This window comes from Pseudomonas sp. 21 (assembly GCF_000955805.1).
GTDB lineage: Bacteria > Pseudomonadota > Gammaproteobacteria > Pseudomonadales > Pseudomonadaceae > Pseudomonas.
The window spans coordinates 727,111-742,205 of record NZ_JYOA01000007.1 but is presented as its reverse complement, the minus strand read 5'-3'; the positions used below and the strand labels follow the sequence as shown (position 1 = coordinate 742,205).

The 15,095-nt window shown below is 67.0% G+C and carries 14 protein-coding genes; 9 read left to right on the top strand and 5 right to left on the bottom strand.

Translation table 11 applies throughout. The features are described from left to right. Positions 1-29: 29 nt before the first annotated feature. The 6 genes from UB43_RS18920 (at position 30) to UB43_RS18895 (ending at position 7,118) form a co-directional block, all read left to right on the top strand. Positions 30-1,424 (top strand): aspartate aminotransferase family protein, encoded by a 1,395-nt coding sequence (locus UB43_RS18920; RefSeq protein WP_045213942.1) that lies wholly within the window; start codon positions 30-32, stop codon positions 1,422-1,424. Between the two features lie 130 nt (positions 1,425-1,554). Further along, positions 1,555-2,922, top strand: a complete 1,368-nt coding sequence (locus UB43_RS18915) for a glutamine synthetase family protein (RefSeq protein WP_045213939.1) — start codon at positions 1,555-1,557, stop codon at positions 2,920-2,922. Positions 2,923-3,175: 253 nt separating this feature from the next. After that, positions 3,176-3,934, top strand: coding sequence for an SDR family NAD(P)-dependent oxidoreductase (locus tag UB43_RS18910; protein WP_045213936.1), 759 nt, complete (start codon positions 3,176-3,178; stop codon positions 3,932-3,934). 202 nt (positions 3,935-4,136) lie between these two features. After that, positions 4,137-4,616: an acyl-CoA thioesterase gene (locus UB43_RS18905; RefSeq protein ID WP_045213934.1), complete on the top strand. Its 480-nt coding sequence runs from the start codon at positions 4,137-4,139 to the stop codon at positions 4,614-4,616. A gap of 209 nt (positions 4,617-4,825) precedes the next feature. Next, positions 4,826-6,529, top strand: a complete 1,704-nt coding sequence (gene ybaL, locus UB43_RS18900; RefSeq protein ID WP_045213932.1) for a YbaL family putative K(+) efflux transporter — start codon at positions 4,826-4,828, stop codon at positions 6,527-6,529. A 4-nt stretch (positions 6,530-6,533) separates the two neighbouring features. Further along, positions 6,534-7,118, top strand: a complete 585-nt coding sequence (locus tag UB43_RS18895) for a YqaA family protein (protein ID WP_024766834.1) — start codon at positions 6,534-6,536, stop codon at positions 7,116-7,118. Positions 7,119-7,263: 145 nt separating this feature from the next. Here UB43_RS18895 and pdxY read toward each other — a convergent pair whose 3' ends face one another. Beyond that, positions 7,264-8,133, bottom strand: coding sequence for a pyridoxal kinase PdxY (gene pdxY / locus UB43_RS18890; RefSeq protein WP_045213929.1), 870 nt, complete (start codon positions 8,131-8,133; stop codon positions 7,264-7,266). 147 nt (positions 8,134-8,280) lie between these two features. Between pdxY and UB43_RS18885 the strand changes: the two genes are divergently transcribed. Next, positions 8,281-8,745, top strand: a complete 465-nt coding sequence (locus UB43_RS18885) for a DUF3301 domain-containing protein (RefSeq protein ID WP_045214219.1) — start codon at positions 8,281-8,283, stop codon at positions 8,743-8,745. 13 nt (positions 8,746-8,758) lie between these two features. Here UB43_RS18885 and UB43_RS18880 read toward each other — a convergent pair whose 3' ends face one another. Next, complete coding sequence (locus UB43_RS18880; RefSeq protein ID WP_045213926.1) at positions 8,759-9,148, bottom strand: hypothetical protein; 390 nt, start codon at positions 9,146-9,148, stop codon at positions 8,759-8,761. Then, complete coding sequence (locus tag UB43_RS18875; protein ID WP_045213923.1) at positions 9,145-10,023, bottom strand: alpha/beta fold hydrolase; 879 nt, start codon at positions 10,021-10,023, stop codon at positions 9,145-9,147. The genes UB43_RS18880 and UB43_RS18875 overlap by 4 nt, the downstream gene beginning before the upstream one ends. A gap of 104 nt (positions 10,024-10,127) precedes the next feature. Here UB43_RS18875 and UB43_RS18870 point away from each other — a divergent pair, with 104 nt between their 5' ends. Together UB43_RS18870 and UB43_RS18865 are read left to right on the top strand one after the other, a co-directional pair. After that, the gene (locus UB43_RS18870) at positions 10,128-11,891 is read left to right on the top strand and encodes an ATP-binding protein (protein WP_045213921.1); all 1,764 of its coding nucleotides are present in this window, start codon (positions 10,128-10,130) and stop codon (positions 11,889-11,891) included. Further along, complete coding sequence (locus tag UB43_RS18865) at positions 11,888-13,222, top strand: sigma-54 dependent transcriptional regulator (protein ID WP_045213919.1); 1,335 nt, start codon at positions 11,888-11,890, stop codon at positions 13,220-13,222. The genes UB43_RS18870 and UB43_RS18865 overlap by 4 nt, the downstream gene beginning before the upstream one ends. On the opposite strand, the gene UB43_RS18860 is transcribed toward UB43_RS18865, so the two are convergent. Beyond that, complete coding sequence (locus UB43_RS18860) at positions 13,204-14,133, bottom strand: hypothetical protein (RefSeq protein WP_045213916.1); 930 nt, start codon at positions 14,131-14,133, stop codon at positions 13,204-13,206. The genes UB43_RS18865 and UB43_RS18860 overlap by 19 nt on opposite strands. Then, positions 14,123-15,094, bottom strand: a complete 972-nt coding sequence (locus UB43_RS18855; RefSeq protein ID WP_045213911.1) for a hypothetical protein — start codon at positions 15,092-15,094, stop codon at positions 14,123-14,125. Before UB43_RS18855 ends, UB43_RS18860 begins: the two co-directional genes overlap by 11 nt. Position 15,095 lies beyond the last annotated feature (1 nt).

Genomic DNA, 15,095 nt, shown 5'->3' with positions numbered 1-15,095 from the left:
TGTGCGAAATAACAAACGAGGTGTGCAACATGACCGCCAGCGGAATCGCCCAACAGGCCGTGGATCTCTTCACCGCCCGCGAGCGCCAGCGCTTCCTGGAACAGAATCCCAAGTCCGTCGCCCTTGCCGAGCGTGCGCACAAGTCGCTGTACGCCGGCGTGCCGATGCACTGGATGGCCGACTGGTCCACGCCCTGCCCGCTGTTCGTCGAACGCGCCCAGGGCGCCCGCTTCTACGACGTGGACGGCCATGACTACGTGGACTTCTGCCTGGGCGACACCGGCAGCATGTTCGGCCACTCGCCGGCGCCGATCGCCCGCGCCCTCGCCGAACAGGGCGCGCGCGGCCTGACCAGCATGCTCCCCGGCGAAGACGCCGTGGTCTGCGGCGAGCTGCTCGCCGAGCGCTTCGGCCTGCCCTACTGGCAGGTGACCGCCACCGCCACCGATTCCAACCGCTACGTGCTGCGCTGGGCCCGCGCGGTAACCCAGCGCAACACCTTGCTGGTGTTCGACGGCTGCTACCACGGCACCGTGGACGACGTGATGGTGCGCTACCGCGACGGCGAGACCGTGCACCGTTCCGGCCTGGTCGGCCAGGCCTATGACCTGACCCAGCACAGCCGCTCCATCCCCTTCAACGACGTCGAGGCGCTGGAAGCCGCGCTGGCCCAGGGCGATGTGTGCGCCCTGCTGTGCGAGCCGGCGATGACCAACATCGGCATGGTCCTGCCCGATCCGGGCTTCATGCAGAAGTGCCGCGAACTGACGCGCAAGTACGGTTCGTTGCTGATCATCGACGAAACCCACACCATCTCCACCCATATCGGCGGCTGCACCCAGCTGTGGAACCTCGACCCGGACTTCTTCGTGGTCGGCAAGCCGATCGCCGGCGGCGTGCCGTGCGGCATCTTCGGCTGCAGCGCGGAGATGGCCGAGCGCATGGCCGCCTCGCGCAAGAGCGCCCAGGAAGGCAGCCATGGCCACGGCCACAGCGGCATGGGCACCACCCTCTCGGCCAACGCCCTGGCCATGCACTGCATGCGCGCCAACCTGGAACAGGTGATGACCCAGGCGGCCTACGACCACATGCTGCCGCTGGCCAAGCGCCTGGCTGACGGCTTCCGCGCACTGATCGCCAAGCACGGCCTGAAGTGGTCGGTGACCGAGCTGGGCGCGCGCAGCGAGTTCCAGTTCTGCCCCGTCTCTCCGCGCACCGGCGCCGAGGCCGAAGCGGCCTTCCATGACGAACTGCAGATGGCGCTGCACCTGTACCTGATCAACCGCGGCATCCTGATCACGCCGTTCCACAACATGACCCTGTGCTGCCCGGACACCACCGCCGCGGACGTGGATCGCCTGATCGAGACCCTCGATGCCGGCATCACCGAGCTGCTGGCGATTCCCGGCGCGCGCGAGGCCTGATCGAAACTCCCCCTGTAGGAGCGAGCNTGCTCGCGAACCCGCCCCGCAGCGGATTTGCAAAAGAGCGTTCGCGAGCAAGCTCGCTCCTACGAAGAGACAATTCGGCGCCCCGCGCCCACCGAGGACCACCATGCAATTCGCCGATCGAAAGGAAGCCGAAGCCTTCCTCGCCGCCCACCCGGACGTGCGCAGCATCGAACTGTTCATCATCGACTCCAACGGCATCCCGCGCGGCAAGCTGCTGCACCGCGACGAGCTGCTGGCGATCTACGACAACGGCCGCCCGCTGCCCAGCTCGATCCTCGCGCTGACCGTGCAGGGCGAAGACGTCGAAGGCACCGGGCTGGTCTGGGAAGTGGCCGACGCCGACTGCTGGACCTACCCGCTGCCCGGCAGCCTGACCCTGCAACCCTGGCGCGCCAGCCCCACCGGCCAGCTGCAGGTGAGCATGCACCCGACCCAGGGCCTGCCCGCCACGCCCGCCGACCCGCGCCAGGCGCTGTCCCGTGTGGTCGACCGGCTGAAGGCCGACGGCTTCCACCCGGTGATGGCGGTGGAGCTGGAGTTCTACCTGCTGGACAAGCAGCGCGACGCCAACGGCCGCCCGCAGCCGGCGCTGCAGATGAACGGCATCCGCCCGGAAGCGCCGCAGGTCTACGGCGTCTACGAGCTGGAACAACTGCAGCCGTTCCTCGACGACCTCTACGCCGCGTGTGAAGTGCAGGGCCTGCCGGTACGCACGGCGATTTCCGAATACGCCCCAGGCCAGGTCGAGCTGACCCTGGAACACCGCTTCGACGTCATGCAGGCCATCGACGAAGGCGTGCGCTACAAGCGCCTGGTGAAGGGCGTGGCGAACAAGCACGGCCTGCAGGCCTGCTTCATGGCCAAGCCGTTCGGCGACCGCGCCGGCTCCGGCATGCACCTGCACGTCAGCCTGGCCGACGAACAGGGCAACAACCTCTACGCCAGCGAAGACATTCACGGCACGCCACTGCTGCGCCACTCCATCGGCGGCATGATGGCGCGCCTGCTGGATTCGCTGGCGATCTTCTGCCCCAACGCCAACTCCTTCCGCCGCTTCCAGGCCAACAGCTATGCGCCGCTGGCCAAGAGCTGGGGCGTGAACAACCGTACCGTGTCGTTCCGCGTGCCCGGTGGCCCGGCCAAGAGCCGGCACATCGAGCACCGCATCTGCGGCGCCGACGCCAACCCGTACCTGGCAGCAGCGGCAATCCTTGCGGCCATCCACGAAGGCATCCGCGAGCAGATCGATCCGGGCGCGCCCATCGTCGGCAACGGCTACGAGCAGGCCACCGAGTTCCTTCCCACCGACTGGCTCACCGCGCTGCGCGCACTGGAGGCCTCCGCCTGGGCCCGCGAGGCGCTGGGCGAGAAATTCCTCAAGGTGTTCCTGGCAATCAAGTGGGAAGAGTTCCGCCAGTTCATGGGCGAAGTCGGCGAGCAGGACTGGCGCTGGTACCTGCACCACGCCTGATCGGCGGAAAAAGACGGCTCTCGTAGGAGCGAGCTCGCTCCTGCAGGGCAACGACCCGCGAGGATTCCGATCGGCTCACCCGCTGACACGCGAAAGACTTACGAAAAATTTACCCTGCCAGAGTGAAGATTCTGGTCTTTTCTTGGTCAGTAGTTCCACGGAGGCGCGGCTAGGCGCTTCCGTGGCCAAAGCGGCGCCGCCGGTACTGCCTGCCGGCCGCCGTCCTCTCTCAGGCAGGGAGAACCCGTAGACAATGAGCACTCCTGTCGTACTGATCACCGGCGCTGCCGGTGGCCTCGGAAAAGCCATCGCCAAACGTTTCGCCCAAAGCCACTGGCGCATCGCCGCGACCGACGTGGACAAAGCCGGCCTGCACGCGCTCAACGCCCAGGTTCCGCTGGACGCCACCGCCGTCGGCGACCTGCGACGCGCCGACAACTGCCACAGTCTGGTTTCCGACATCCTCGCCCGCACCGGCCGCCTCGACGCCCTGGTGAATGCCGCCGGCGTCTGGCGCGAAGGCCCGGTGGAAGACTTCAACGAAGACGACTTCGACCTGGTGATGGGCGTGAACCTCAAGGCCGCGTTCTACATGTGCCAGGCGGCGACGCCGTACCTCAAGGAAAATCACGGCTGCATCGTCAACATCTCCAGCGACTCCGGCCGCCAGGCCTATCGCGGGTCCGCGGCCTACTGCGCGAGCAAGGCGGCGCTGACCATGCTCACCCGTACCCTGGCACTGGAACTGGCCGAGTCCGGCGTGCGGGTCAACGCCATCTCCCCCGCCGACATCGCCACGCCGATGCTCGACTACCAGGCCGAACGCTATGGCCAGGGCAATCCGGACAGCTACAAGCGCGCCCTGCTGAAGGATTATCCACAGGGCAAGGCGTCGCGCTTCATCCGCCCCGAGGAAGTCGCCGAGCTGGTCTGGTACCTGTGCAAGCCGGAATCCGAAGCCATCACCGGCGCGGACCTGGCCATCGACTTCGGCCTCTCCGCCGGGCGCTGAGCCGGAAGCTGAACGAACGGGCGGCCTGGGGTCGCCCGTTTTCGTTTCGGGCGTTGATCGAACGACGGAACTGCCATTGGTAAATGGCCCACTGGTGCCGGGCGCCAATCGGCGGTATAGAAAAAACTGTGTCGCCTGCCGCGCTTTGGTTGTCCAGAGTTAGGCCCTTTCCTTTTCCCAAGACAATTCCGAAGAGAATTCCATGGAACCTGGCAACCACCAGCTCAGCATGACCGTCCTGATGACCCCCGACATGGCCAACTTCTCCGGCAATGTCCACGGGGGCACCCTGCTCAAGTACCTCGACGAAGTCGCCTACGCCTGCGCCAGCCGCTATGCCGGCTACTACGTGGTGACCCTGTCGGTGGACCAGGTGATCTTCCGCCAGCCGATCCACGTCGGCGAGCTGGTCACCTTCCTCGCCTCGGTGAACTACACCGGCCGCACCTCCATGGAGATCGGCGTGAAGGTCGTCACTGAGAACATCCGCGAGAAATCCGTGCGCCACACCAACAGCTGCTTCTTCACCATGGTGGCGCTGGATGACGACCGCAAGACGATCGAGGTGCCGCAACTGGTCCCGCAGACCAAGGACGAGAAGCGTCGCTTCGCCCAGGCCCAGCAGCGCCGGCAGATTCGCCAGGAGCTGGAACAGCGTTATCAGGAGCTTCGCGACGAATAAGCGACGTTCACGACATTTCCTGAAAAGAAATCGGGCGTGTCGTGGAAATTTCCCAATGCGTCAACAGGTTACCCTTGCGTGAAAGCAAGGTAGGAATTGATTACTACGCCTAAACTTTTCACACGCGGGTTTGCCCCCGTGACCCACCGTCGAGCGACCTGGTGCTGTTGAGCAGTCCGGTCGCTCCCTGAGTGCCCGGAGCCCAGACCATGCATCACACCCCGCTACTGACCACCCTCGCCGTCGGCTTCGTGCTGGCCTTCGTCCTCGGCGCCCTGGCCAACCGCCTGCGCATCTCGCCGCTGGTGGGCTACCTGCTCGCCGGCGTACTGGCCGGCCCCTTCACCCCCGGCTACGTCGCCGACCAGGCACTCTCCACGGAGATCGCCGAGTTGGGCGTGATCCTGCTGATGTTCGGCGTCGGCCTGCACTTCTCGCTGAAAGACCTGCTGTCGGTGAAAGCCATCGCCATCCCCGGTGCGGTGGTGCAGATCGGCGTCGCCACCCTGCTCGGCCTGGGCCTAGCCTGGATGATGGGCTGGAACTTCGGCGGCGGCCTGGTCTTCGGCCTGGCGCTGTCGGTGGCCAGTACCGTCGTGCTGCTGCGCGCGCTGGAGCAGCGCCAGCTGATCGACACCAAGCGCGGGCGAATCGCCATCGGCTGGCTGATCGTCGAGGACCTCGCCATGGTTCTCACCCTGGTCCTGCTACCGGCCCTGGCCGGCTCCCTGGGCGGCACCTCCGACGGTGGCGACGGCGGCCTGCTGATGCCGATCCTGCTGACCCTGGGCAAGGTCGCGGCCTTCGTCGCGGTGATGATCCTTGGCGGCCGCCGCTTCGTGCCCTGGGTGCTGGAGCGCGTCGCCAAGACCGGCTCGCGCGAACTGTTCACCCTCGCCGTGCTGGCCATCGCGCTGGGCATCGCCTACGGCTCGGCGGTGATCTTCGGCGTGTCCTTCGCCCTGGGCGCCTTCTTCGCCGGGATGATCCTCAACGAATCCGAGCTGAGCCACGAGGCCGCGGAGAACTCGCTGCCGCTGCGCGACGCCTTCGCCGTGCTGTTCTTCGTTTCCGTCGGCATGCTGTTCAACCCGGCGATCCTGATCCATGAGCCGCTGCCGGTACTGGCGACCTTCCTGGTCATCGTCTTCGGCAAGTCGGTCGCGGCCTACGTCATCGTGCGCCTGTTCGGCCACCCCAACAGCACCGCGCTGACCATCGCCGCGAGCCTGGCGCAGATCGGCGAGTTCTCCTTCATCCTGGTCGGCCTGGGCGTGACCCTGAACCTGCTGCCCGAAGCCGGCCGAGACCTGGTGCTGGCCGGCGCGATCCTGTCGATCCTGGTCAACCCGTTGCTGTTCATCGCCATCGACCGCCTGCAGGCGCGCCAGGAGCAGAAGGCCGAATCCGAGCCGGGTGTGGTCCAGGTGGAGGCGCCGGACCTGCCGCCGCCGGTGCTGGAGCACAACCACGCGATCCTCATCGGCCACGGCCGCGTCGGCGCGCTGGTCAGCGAGCGCCTGCGCAAGGACAAGGTGCCGGTGGTGGTCATCGAGGACAAGCGCGAGAAGGCCGCCGAACTGCGCGAGCACGGCCTCTGCGTGGTGGTCGGCAACGCCGCCAATCCCGATGTGCTGACCCAGGCCAACATCACCTCGGCACGCTGGCTGCTGATCGCCATCCCCAACGGCTTCGAGGCCGGGACGATTTCCAGCCACGCGCGGGCAATCAACCCGAACCTGGACATCATCGCCCGCGCCCACTTCGACGCCGAGGTGGACTACCTGGAGCAGAATGGCGCCAGCCTGGTGATCATGGGCGAGCGGGAAATCGCCCGTGGCATGGTCGAGCGAGTCGAACGCGAGGGCGCCACGCCGGCGGCCAGCGACGACCACCTGCCGCAGTCGGCCTGACGCCATGCTGCGCCGGCTCTACGACTGGACCATGCGCCTGGCGGGGCATCCGCGGGCGGAGCTGGCACTGGGCGGAGTGACCTTCGCCGAGAGTTCGTTCTTCCCCATCCCGCCGGACGCGCTGCTGGTGCCCATGGTCCTGGCCAACCGCGCCAAGGCCTGGCGCTACGCAGCGATCTGCATCGTCAGCTCGGTGCTGGGCGGCATCGCCGGCTACTTCATCGGCCTGCTGCTGTTCGAGACGGTGGGCCAGGCGATCCTGGCCTTCTATGGCCTGCAGGAGAACTTCGCCGAGGTCGCCGAGCGCTACAACGAACTTGGCTGGCTGATGGTACTGCTCGGCGGCGGCTTCACGCCGCTGCCCTACAAGCTGATCACCCTCACCAGCGGGGTGACCCAGCTGGATCTGGTGCTGTTCATCGCCCTGAGCGTAGTCGCGCGCACCCTGCGCTTCGCCGCCACCTGCGCCCTGCTGTTCTGGGCCGGCCCGGCGCTGCGCGAGGCCATCGAGAAGCGCCTGGGGCTGGCGTTCGGCCTGCTCACCGCGATGGTGGTGGGCGGCTTGCTGCTGGGCAAGTACATGCTCTGAACCGCTCTTCGTAGGAGCGAGCTTGCTCGCGAACCGCCCAACGCCCAGAGCCACCGGTAAATCTGAGCTCCCTGTAGGAGCGCGCCATGCGCGCGATCGCGGGCGTGGCCCGCTCCTACAGAGCAATACTGATGCGCGGTTCAGTTCACCCCAGCTTCACCGCCTCGAACTTCACCCGCGGATGGGCGATGCGGTCCTGGGCGCGCACCAGTTCCAGCTCGTAGCTGCCGCAGGCCTGGGTTTCCAGCAGTACTTCATGCACGGCGGCGGCGCAGAATTCGAAGGCCGTGCGCAGGTCGTCGCCCAGCAGCAGGCGGGCGAGGAACAGCCCGGAAGTCAGGTCGCCCACGCCTACCGGCTGGCGCGGGAAGGCCAGCAGGGGGCGGCGCAGGTGCCAGGTCTCGTCGAGGGTCACCAGCAGCATTTCGAAGGCGTCCGCCGGCTTGCCCGGGTAGTTCAGGTGCTTCACCAGGATCGCCTTCGGGCCACGCACCAGCAGGCCACGGGCCATCGCCGCGCAGTCTTCCAGGGAGGTCGGCTGGCGGTCGCAGAAGCTGTCCAGCTCCAGCTGGTTCGGGCACAGGTAATCGGCCACGGCGGCGGCCTCGTGGAGCAGGAATTCGCCGACTTCCGGGGCGACGATGCAGCCCTTCTCCGGATGGCCCATCACCGGATCGCACAGGTACACCGCGCGCGGGTTCACCTCGCGGATGCGGCGCACCACTTCGAGGATCGAGCGGCCCTGCGCCGCGCTGCCCAGGTAGCCCGACAGCACCGCGTCGCAGTTGCCCAGCTCGCCAATGGCCGCGATGCCGTCCACCAGCGCGGGAATCTGCTCCGGCGGCAGCACCTGGCCCGTCCAGTGGCCATACTGGGTATGGTTGGAGAACTGCACGGTGTTCAGCGGCCAGACGTTCACCCCGACGCGGCGCATGGGGAACTCGGCAGCGCTGTTGCCGGCGTGGCCGAAGACGACGTGGGACTGGATGGCGAGAACGTGGGGAGTGCGCGGCATAACGGTGTCCTGCTACAGAATGGGGCAGTATGGGGCGCAATTCACACGCTGTGAACATCCGCCCCTCGCCGCCCGACGGCGGAGTGAGTAAGCTGGTGCGCCGATTCCGAGGAAGCTGAAGTGGACCTGGGCAATCTTTTCATCTTCATGCTGGTTGTCGCGGGCGCCGCCTGGTGGTGGCGTGCCCATGGCATCCGCGAGCGTGCGCTGGCGCTGGCCAAGCAGCACTGCGCGCGCGAGGGCGTGGAGCTGCTCGATGAGGCCATGGCCCTGCAGCGCTTCCGCTTCCAGCGCGACGGCCGGGGCAACCTGCGCCTGGCCCGCGAGTACGCCTTCGAGTTCACCGCCACCGGGCAGGAACGCTACGCCGGGACCATCGCCATGTTCGGCCAGCACCTGGGCCGCATCGAGCTGGCCCCCTTCCGCATGGAACCCGAACCGCAGGTCGTGGCGTCACCGGTCGCCACCTTCCATCCTGCCGCCGCGCCGGTGGACGAGGAGATCGTCGACGCGGTCTTCGACGACACCCCGGCACCGCCACGCGCCAAGGCCGAAGTCGTGCGGCTGGACGAATGGCGCCGAGCGCACCAGGGCAAGAAAGTCGGCGACTAGAGCTGCGTACGTCTCAGCGTGCGTCGTCCTTCATCAGTTCCCTGAATTCGGACACCCGGCCCAGCACCTGCTGCCAGTGCTCATTCATCAGGCGACCCACTGTCCGGCTCAACAGCCAGCAGCGCCAGCGAAACAGCAGATCGTTGGCTTGCCGGCGATTCTGCCGGCATTTGCCGAACAGCCAGTCCGCATCGAAGCCAGTCCACTCACCCGCCACCGACAAGGCATTGGGGTAGACAGCCGGCACGACCTCGCGGCGGTAGATCGCCTCCAGCTCCTCGACGCAATAGTCACTTTCGGCCAGGGTCCGCGCGATGTAATTCAGATCCGCATCGGAAGGCTCGGTATCCAGCCACAGCTCGGACAGCGCCAGCCAGACGGACTCGCGGGCCGGGTCGTTCATTCGTGGCCCAGCAGGAAGCGCGACACGCGCTCGGCGCTGTCTTCGGGGAATTCCTGCATGAAGCAGTGGCCGCCATCGACGCACTGGCCACTCACCACCTTGTTCGCTGCACACCAGCGCGCCACCGACTTGGGCACGAACGGGTAGGTGCGCTCGCCGAACAGCACCTGGGTCGGCGTCACCACCTTGTTCAGCGACGGCCACAGGCGCTTGGGGAAGGAGCTGAAGATTTCCGCCTCGCGGCTGGGCCGGCATTTCAGCTCGACGCCGGCCTCGGTGCGCTTCATCGCGTTCTCCACGTAGGCCCACAGTGCCGCATCGGTCCAGCCCTTGAAGATGCCGCGGCCGTGGAGGCCGGCGTAGGCCGCCTCGCGGTCCGGCCACTGGCTGCGCCGCGAGCGCGCCTTCTGCACCATGGTGCGGCGCTTGTGCAGGCCGAGGACTTCGGAGAGCGCCATCACGCCGATCATCGCCGGGGTGAAGAGCACCGGGTCGAGCAGCACCGCGCGGCGGAACAGCTCGGGATGGCGACCGAGGACCAGGCTGGTGAGCACGCCGCCAAAGCTGTGCCCGGCGGCGTAATGCGGCACGTCACCAAACACTTTGCTGCCGGCCCGGAAGGCCTCCACCGCCATCTCGGCATTGCGGTTCCAGCCGTGAAAGCGGCCGCCGTGGTCGCTGTCGCCATGGCCCTGGACGTCGCACAGCCAGAGGTCGAAATCCTTCGCCAGGACTTTCAGCATCGGCTCGTAGGCGCGGCCGCAGAAGCCGTTGCCATGCAGGAAGTGCAGCAGCGGCTTGCCACTGGGCTCGCTGCGCCAGCCGCGCAGGGTGAAACCGGCGGACCCTTCGTGGGTCCAGGACGACAACTGCATCGAAACTCTCCATCGGGATGCCGGCAGTGTAGCGAGGCGGCGGGGCGCCGGACCAGCGCGCGGCCGTGCTATTGTCGCCAACCGTTGGTCGAACCCCGTCGAACATGTCGCCTACCCGCCCCCTTCGCCTTCTGCTGATCTGCCTGCTCCTGCTGGCCGGGCTGGTGCTGTCGGTATTCTGGGCGGGCGAAAAGGCGCGGCACCGCGCGCTGCTCGCCGAGGCGGAAGCTGCCCATGAACAGCTTGGCCTCTACGCCAACTCCCTGCACACCCTGATCGAGCGCTTCCGCAGCATCCCCGCGGTGCTGGCGCTGGACCCGGAGCTGCGCGCGGCCATGCGCGGTCCGGTAACCGGCGAGCTGCAGCACCGGCTGAACCTCAAGCTGCAGGAAATCAACGGCGCGGCGCGCTCCTCGACCCTGGAACTGCTGGACCACACCGGCCTCGCCGTGGCCGCCAGCAACTGGAACCTGCCGGTCAGCTACGTCGGCCACAACTATGGCTTCCGCCCCTACTTCCGCCAGACCATCGCCCAGGGCGCCGGGCGCTTCTATGCAGTCGGCGTGACCAGCGGGATTCCCGGCTACTTCCTGTCCAACGCCCTGCGCGACGACGACGGCACCTTCCTGGGCGCCATCGTGGTCAAGCTGGAGTTTCCCGACCTCGAGCGGCAATGGAGCCAGACCCCGGACGTGGTGCTGGTGAGCGACAGCAAGGGCGTGGTGTTCCTCGCCAACCACCCGCGCTGGCGCTACCGCGAACTGATGCCGCTGGACGCGGTGGCCCGCGCCGAGATGGCCGACACCCGCCAGTACCACAGGCAGCCGCTCAGCGCGTTGCCGCACCGGACGCTGGAAGCCCTCGGCGAGCACGCGCGCATGGTCCGCGTCGACGGCCAGGACATCAGCGGCGACTACCTCTGGCAATCGGTCGGCCTGCCGGAAGACGAGTGGACCCTGCACCTGCTGCGCAATCCCCATGGCGTGCAGTCCGATGTCACCAGCGCGCGGCTGGCCGCCGCCGGTGTCTGGCTGGCACTGGTGTTCCTCGTGCTCTGGCTGCAACAACGCCGCCGCCTCGCCCGTCTGCGCCAGCGCAACCAGGAAGAGCTGGAACGCCTGGTCGAGCAGCGCACCGCCGCCCTGCGCACCGCCCAGGACGGGCTGGTGCAGGCCGCCAAGCTGGCCGCGCTGGGGCAGATGTCCGCCGCGCTGGCCCACGAGATCAACCAGCCGCTCACCGCCCAGCGCATGCAGCTGGCCAGCGTGCGCCTGCTGCTCGACGCCGGGCGCCAGGACGATGCCCGCGCCGCGCTGGTGCGGGTCGATGAGTTGCTCGAACGCATGGCCGCGCTCACCGGCCACCTGAAGACCTTCGCCCGCAAGACGCCCGGTGGCCTGCGCGAGCGCATCGAACTGGGCCACGTGATCGAGCAGGCATTGCAGTTGCTGGCCGTGCGTATCCGCAGCGAAGGCGTGGAGATCCGCCAGGACCTCGACCTGCCGGCCTGGGTGCTGGGCGATGCGATCCGCCTGGAACAGGTGCTGGTCAACCTGATCCGCAACGCCCTCGACGCAGTGGCGAGCAGCGACCAGCCGCAGATCAGCCTGACGCTGCGCCGCAACGGCGAACACTGGTGCCTGGAAGTGGCCGACAACGGCCCCGGCATCGACGAAGCCCACCTGGCCAGCGTCTTCGACCCCTTCTTCACCACCAAGCCGGTGGGCGAAGGACTGGGCCTGGGGCTGGCGGTATCCTATGGCATCGTCCACGAACTCGGCGGGCGCCTCGACGCCGCCAACCAGCCCTCCGGCGGCGCGACCTTCCACCTGAGCCTGCCGGCCGCCAGCGAAGAAAGAAGACCATGAGCGAGACCATCCTCTTCGTCGACGACGAAGCCGCCATCCGCGACGCCGTGCAGCAGTGGCTGCAACTGTCCGGCTTCGAAGTGCGCCTGTGCAGCAGCGCCGACGAGTGCCTGAAAAGCGTCTCCCGCGAGCTGCCCGGCGTGGTCATCAGCGATGTGCGCATGCCCGGCACCGACGGCCTGGCCCTGCTCGAACGCCTGCAGCAGCTCGACCGCGACCTGCCGGTGATCATGGTCACCGGCCACGGCGACGTGCCCATGGCGGTCCAGGCGATGCGCCAGGGCGCCTACGACTTCATCGAGAAACCCTTCACCCCCGAACGCCTGCTCGACAGCCTGCGCCGTGCCCTGGAAAAGCGCCGGCTGGTGCAGGAAAACCGCCAGCTGCGCGAACAGGCGGCGCTCAAGGACCAGATCGAATCGCGCCTGCTCGGCGTCTCGCGGCCCATGGAAACCCTGCGCCGGCAGATCATGGCGCTGGCCGGCACGCCGGTGAACGTGCTGATCCGTGGCGACACCGGCAGCGGCAAGGAGCTGGTCGCGCGTTGCCTGCACGACTTCGGCCCGCGCGCCGGCAAGCCCTTCGTCGCGCTGAACTGCGCGGCGATCCCCGAGCAGCTGTTCGAGACCGAACTGTTCGGCCACGAGAGCGGCGCCTTCACCGGCGCCCAGGGCAAGCGCATCGGCAAGCTGGAGCATTCCAACGGCGGCAGCCTGTTCCTCGACGAGATCGAGAGCATGCCGCTGGCCCAGCAGGTCAAGCTGCTGCGTGTGCTGCAGGAGCAGCAACTGGAGCGCCTGGGTTCGAACCAGAGCATCAAGGTCGACCTGCGGGTGATCGCCGCGACCAAGCCGGACCTGCTCGAAGAAGCCCGCGCCGGGCGCTTCCGCGAGGACCTGGTGTACCGCCTGAACGTCGCCGAGCTGCGCCTGCCGCCCCTGCGCGAACGCCGCGAGGACATCCCGCTGCTGTTCGAGCACTACGCGCTGCTGGCCAGCGAGAAGTTCGGCCGCGAAGCCGCGCCACTCTCCGCCAGCGAGCTGGCCCGCCTGCTCGCCCACGACTGGCCGGGCAACGTGCGTGAACTGGCCAACGCTGCCGAGCGCCACGTGCTCGGCCTGGACCGCGCCGAGCTGCCGGCAGAGCCCGCCGGCAACGGCCTGTTCGAACGCATGGAGGCCTACGAGGCGCAGTGCATTCGCCAGGCACTGGGGCAGTGCAAGGGCGACATCAAGGCGGTGATGGAGCTGCTCGGCCTGCCGCGCCGCACCCTCAACGAGAAGATGCAGCGCCACGGGCTGAGCCGCGGGGATTACCTGGGCGAGGACTGAGCTGGAGCCTCGGCTGGAAAGCACCAGCGCAAACACAAGCGGGTCACTGGCCAATGCAGCAACAAAAGGCCGATTGCCGTCGCCGGCAGCACCCACTCCATGAGGCGATTGTTCCCGGAATCGATCAGCAACTGCCAGACGCCCCAACTGCATAGCGCCGCAACCGATCCACACAGCAGCACAATGACCATCGCACACAGCAGTATTCGCCTCACCGGAAAGCGCGACACCCGCGCAGCCAGGTAACGTCGGCTGGCTGCCCACACCACAGCGCCGCACAAAACGCCGACGAACAACTGTCCGTAGCCGTTGTAGTGCTGAAGTTGCAGGATGAAGAAGTACTCCAGCACCTTCACGAGGATCGCCGTGACGCACAACGCTACGGCCAGCTCGACCTGCATACCTGGTGTAGCGAGCTCTTCTGCGGACCGGTACCGCTCGGCGCGTGAACGCGCAAAGCGCAGGATCGGCCAGAGCGGCATCAGGGCAATCAGGGGCAGCAGGTCATCGCCCAGCAAACTGACGGGCAACATGCTCACGCGTACGCCATACCATACGGCCCCTGCCAGCCCAAGAACGCCTGCTCCGTACAATAGCGAGAATGCCGTCAGTAACAGCGCGATAGATGGATAACGCACAATGGCGTACCGCTCGCGCTGCCACTGCACATAGAGCAGCACCGCGACACACGCCGGCAGAACCTCGATCACACGTCGGCTGGTGATCGACAGCAAGAGATCGGTCTCAAAGAGCCTTTCGCTCCACCAATGCCAGTTGCCGATAATGGATGCCACCAGCAACCCAAGGCTCAGCAGCAGCGGCACGGCGGCAAAAGCGTAGACTTGCCAGAAAGCCGGAGACTCTTCTGACGACAGCCCTGCCTTGGGTGGGCGAAAAGGATTAGCGGTCATGCGCCACGCCCGGATAGCACCACCGCAAGCTCCAGCGCGACAGAGGCCAGAACGCCGCCATCAGCAACACGTAAAGCAGCATCACCAGCGCATCCGAAGGCTCGCCTCTGCCGAACAGCCTGACACCCATCACACTGGCGATGACCAGACCCAGCCAGAGCAGGAAGATGATCGCAGAGGTGAGAAGCACTCGATCCGCCATAAAACGGGCTACGTCCCGTGGCAAGCGAAACTGTACCGCCGCCCAGGTGATGGCGAACAACGGCAGGCCGAAGATGAATACATAGAGCCAGTCATCGGGCCCGACGTCAGTCGCCGGCAGCGCCACCAGCAGGGCGCCCGCGACCTTGAGGTAAAAAGCAAAAACCCAGAGCGCAATGGCGCAGGCGATCTGCCTGCCCCCCACTGGGGCGGGCTCATCCGCCGTCAGGCGCAAGGAGCGATCACGGGCAAAGCGCAGGACTGCCCACAACGGAAAGCCGCACGAAAGAATCGCTCCGGTCACGGAATACAGGCAGGCGTACAGAGCGGCCCACAGGCTGTATCCCTGCAGTTGCTGCAGCAAGGGGAATACATGAGCCCCCAGCACCGCCCCCGATGCACGCCAAGCCTGGCCCAGCAAAATGTGCAGCAGCGCAAAGACAATCAACAGCCCGAGAAACGGGCGGAAGCACGCGATGCGGTACCGCTCTCGCTGCTGGTGGACCAGCCAGAACGTCAACGCCAGAACGAACACCAAACCACCGATGAAGGAGCCCGCCAGCTGCGGGAGGGCCTGAACGATCCGGTCCTGGAAGACCGACTCGGTCTGTAGCCAAAGCCAGCCGGTGGTGACCACGAACACCACCAGGGCAGTCACCAGCTGCACCAGCATGAATGTGGCGGGCTGACGCACTGCCCATACAGCCGGTCCGACAAGCATCGGCTCTGTGGTCGGCGACCGCTGGGATTGCGTAGACATG

What these genes read in the sequence shown, in the direction of transcription:
- UB43_RS18920 (WP_045213942.1), top strand. Translation starts at nt 30, where the DNA reads ATGACCGCCAGCGGAATCGCCCAACAGGCCGTGGATCTCTTCACCGCC.
- UB43_RS18915 (WP_045213939.1), top strand. Translation starts at nt 1,555, where the DNA reads ATGCAATTCGCCGATCGAAAGGAAGCCGAAGCCTTCCTCGCCGCCCAC.
- UB43_RS18910 (WP_045213936.1), top strand. Translation starts at nt 3,176, where the DNA reads ATGAGCACTCCTGTCGTACTGATCACCGGCGCTGCCGGTGGCCTCGGA.
- UB43_RS18905 (WP_045213934.1), top strand. Translation starts at nt 4,137, where the DNA reads ATGGAACCTGGCAACCACCAGCTCAGCATGACCGTCCTGATGACCCCC.
- ybaL (WP_045213932.1), top strand. Translation starts at nt 4,826, where the DNA reads ATGCATCACACCCCGCTACTGACCACCCTCGCCGTCGGCTTCGTGCTG.
- UB43_RS18895 (WP_024766834.1), top strand. Translation starts at nt 6,534, where the DNA reads ATGCTGCGCCGGCTCTACGACTGGACCATGCGCCTGGCGGGGCATCCG.
- pdxY (WP_045213929.1), bottom strand. Translation starts at nt 8,133, where the DNA reads ATGCCGCGCACTCCCCACGTTCTCGCCATCCAGTCCCACGTCGTCTTC.
- UB43_RS18885 (WP_045214219.1), top strand. Translation starts at nt 8,281, where the DNA reads ATGCTGGTTGTCGCGGGCGCCGCCTGGTGGTGGCGTGCCCATGGCATC.
- UB43_RS18880 (WP_045213926.1), bottom strand. Translation starts at nt 9,148, where the DNA reads ATGAACGACCCGGCCCGCGAGTCCGTCTGGCTGGCGCTGTCCGAGCTG.
- UB43_RS18875 (WP_045213923.1), bottom strand. Translation starts at nt 10,023, where the DNA reads ATGCAGTTGTCGTCCTGGACCCACGAAGGGTCCGCCGGTTTCACCCTG.
- UB43_RS18870 (WP_045213921.1), top strand. Translation starts at nt 10,128, where the DNA reads ATGTCGCCTACCCGCCCCCTTCGCCTTCTGCTGATCTGCCTGCTCCTG.
- UB43_RS18865 (WP_045213919.1), top strand. Translation starts at nt 11,888, where the DNA reads ATGAGCGAGACCATCCTCTTCGTCGACGACGAAGCCGCCATCCGCGAC.
- UB43_RS18860 (WP_045213916.1), bottom strand. Translation starts at nt 14,133, where the DNA reads ATGACCGCTAATCCTTTTCGCCCACCCAAGGCAGGGCTGTCGTCAGAA.
- UB43_RS18855 (WP_045213911.1), bottom strand. Translation starts at nt 15,094, where the DNA reads ATGTCTACGCAATCCCAGCGGTCGCCGACCACAGAGCCGATGCTTGTC.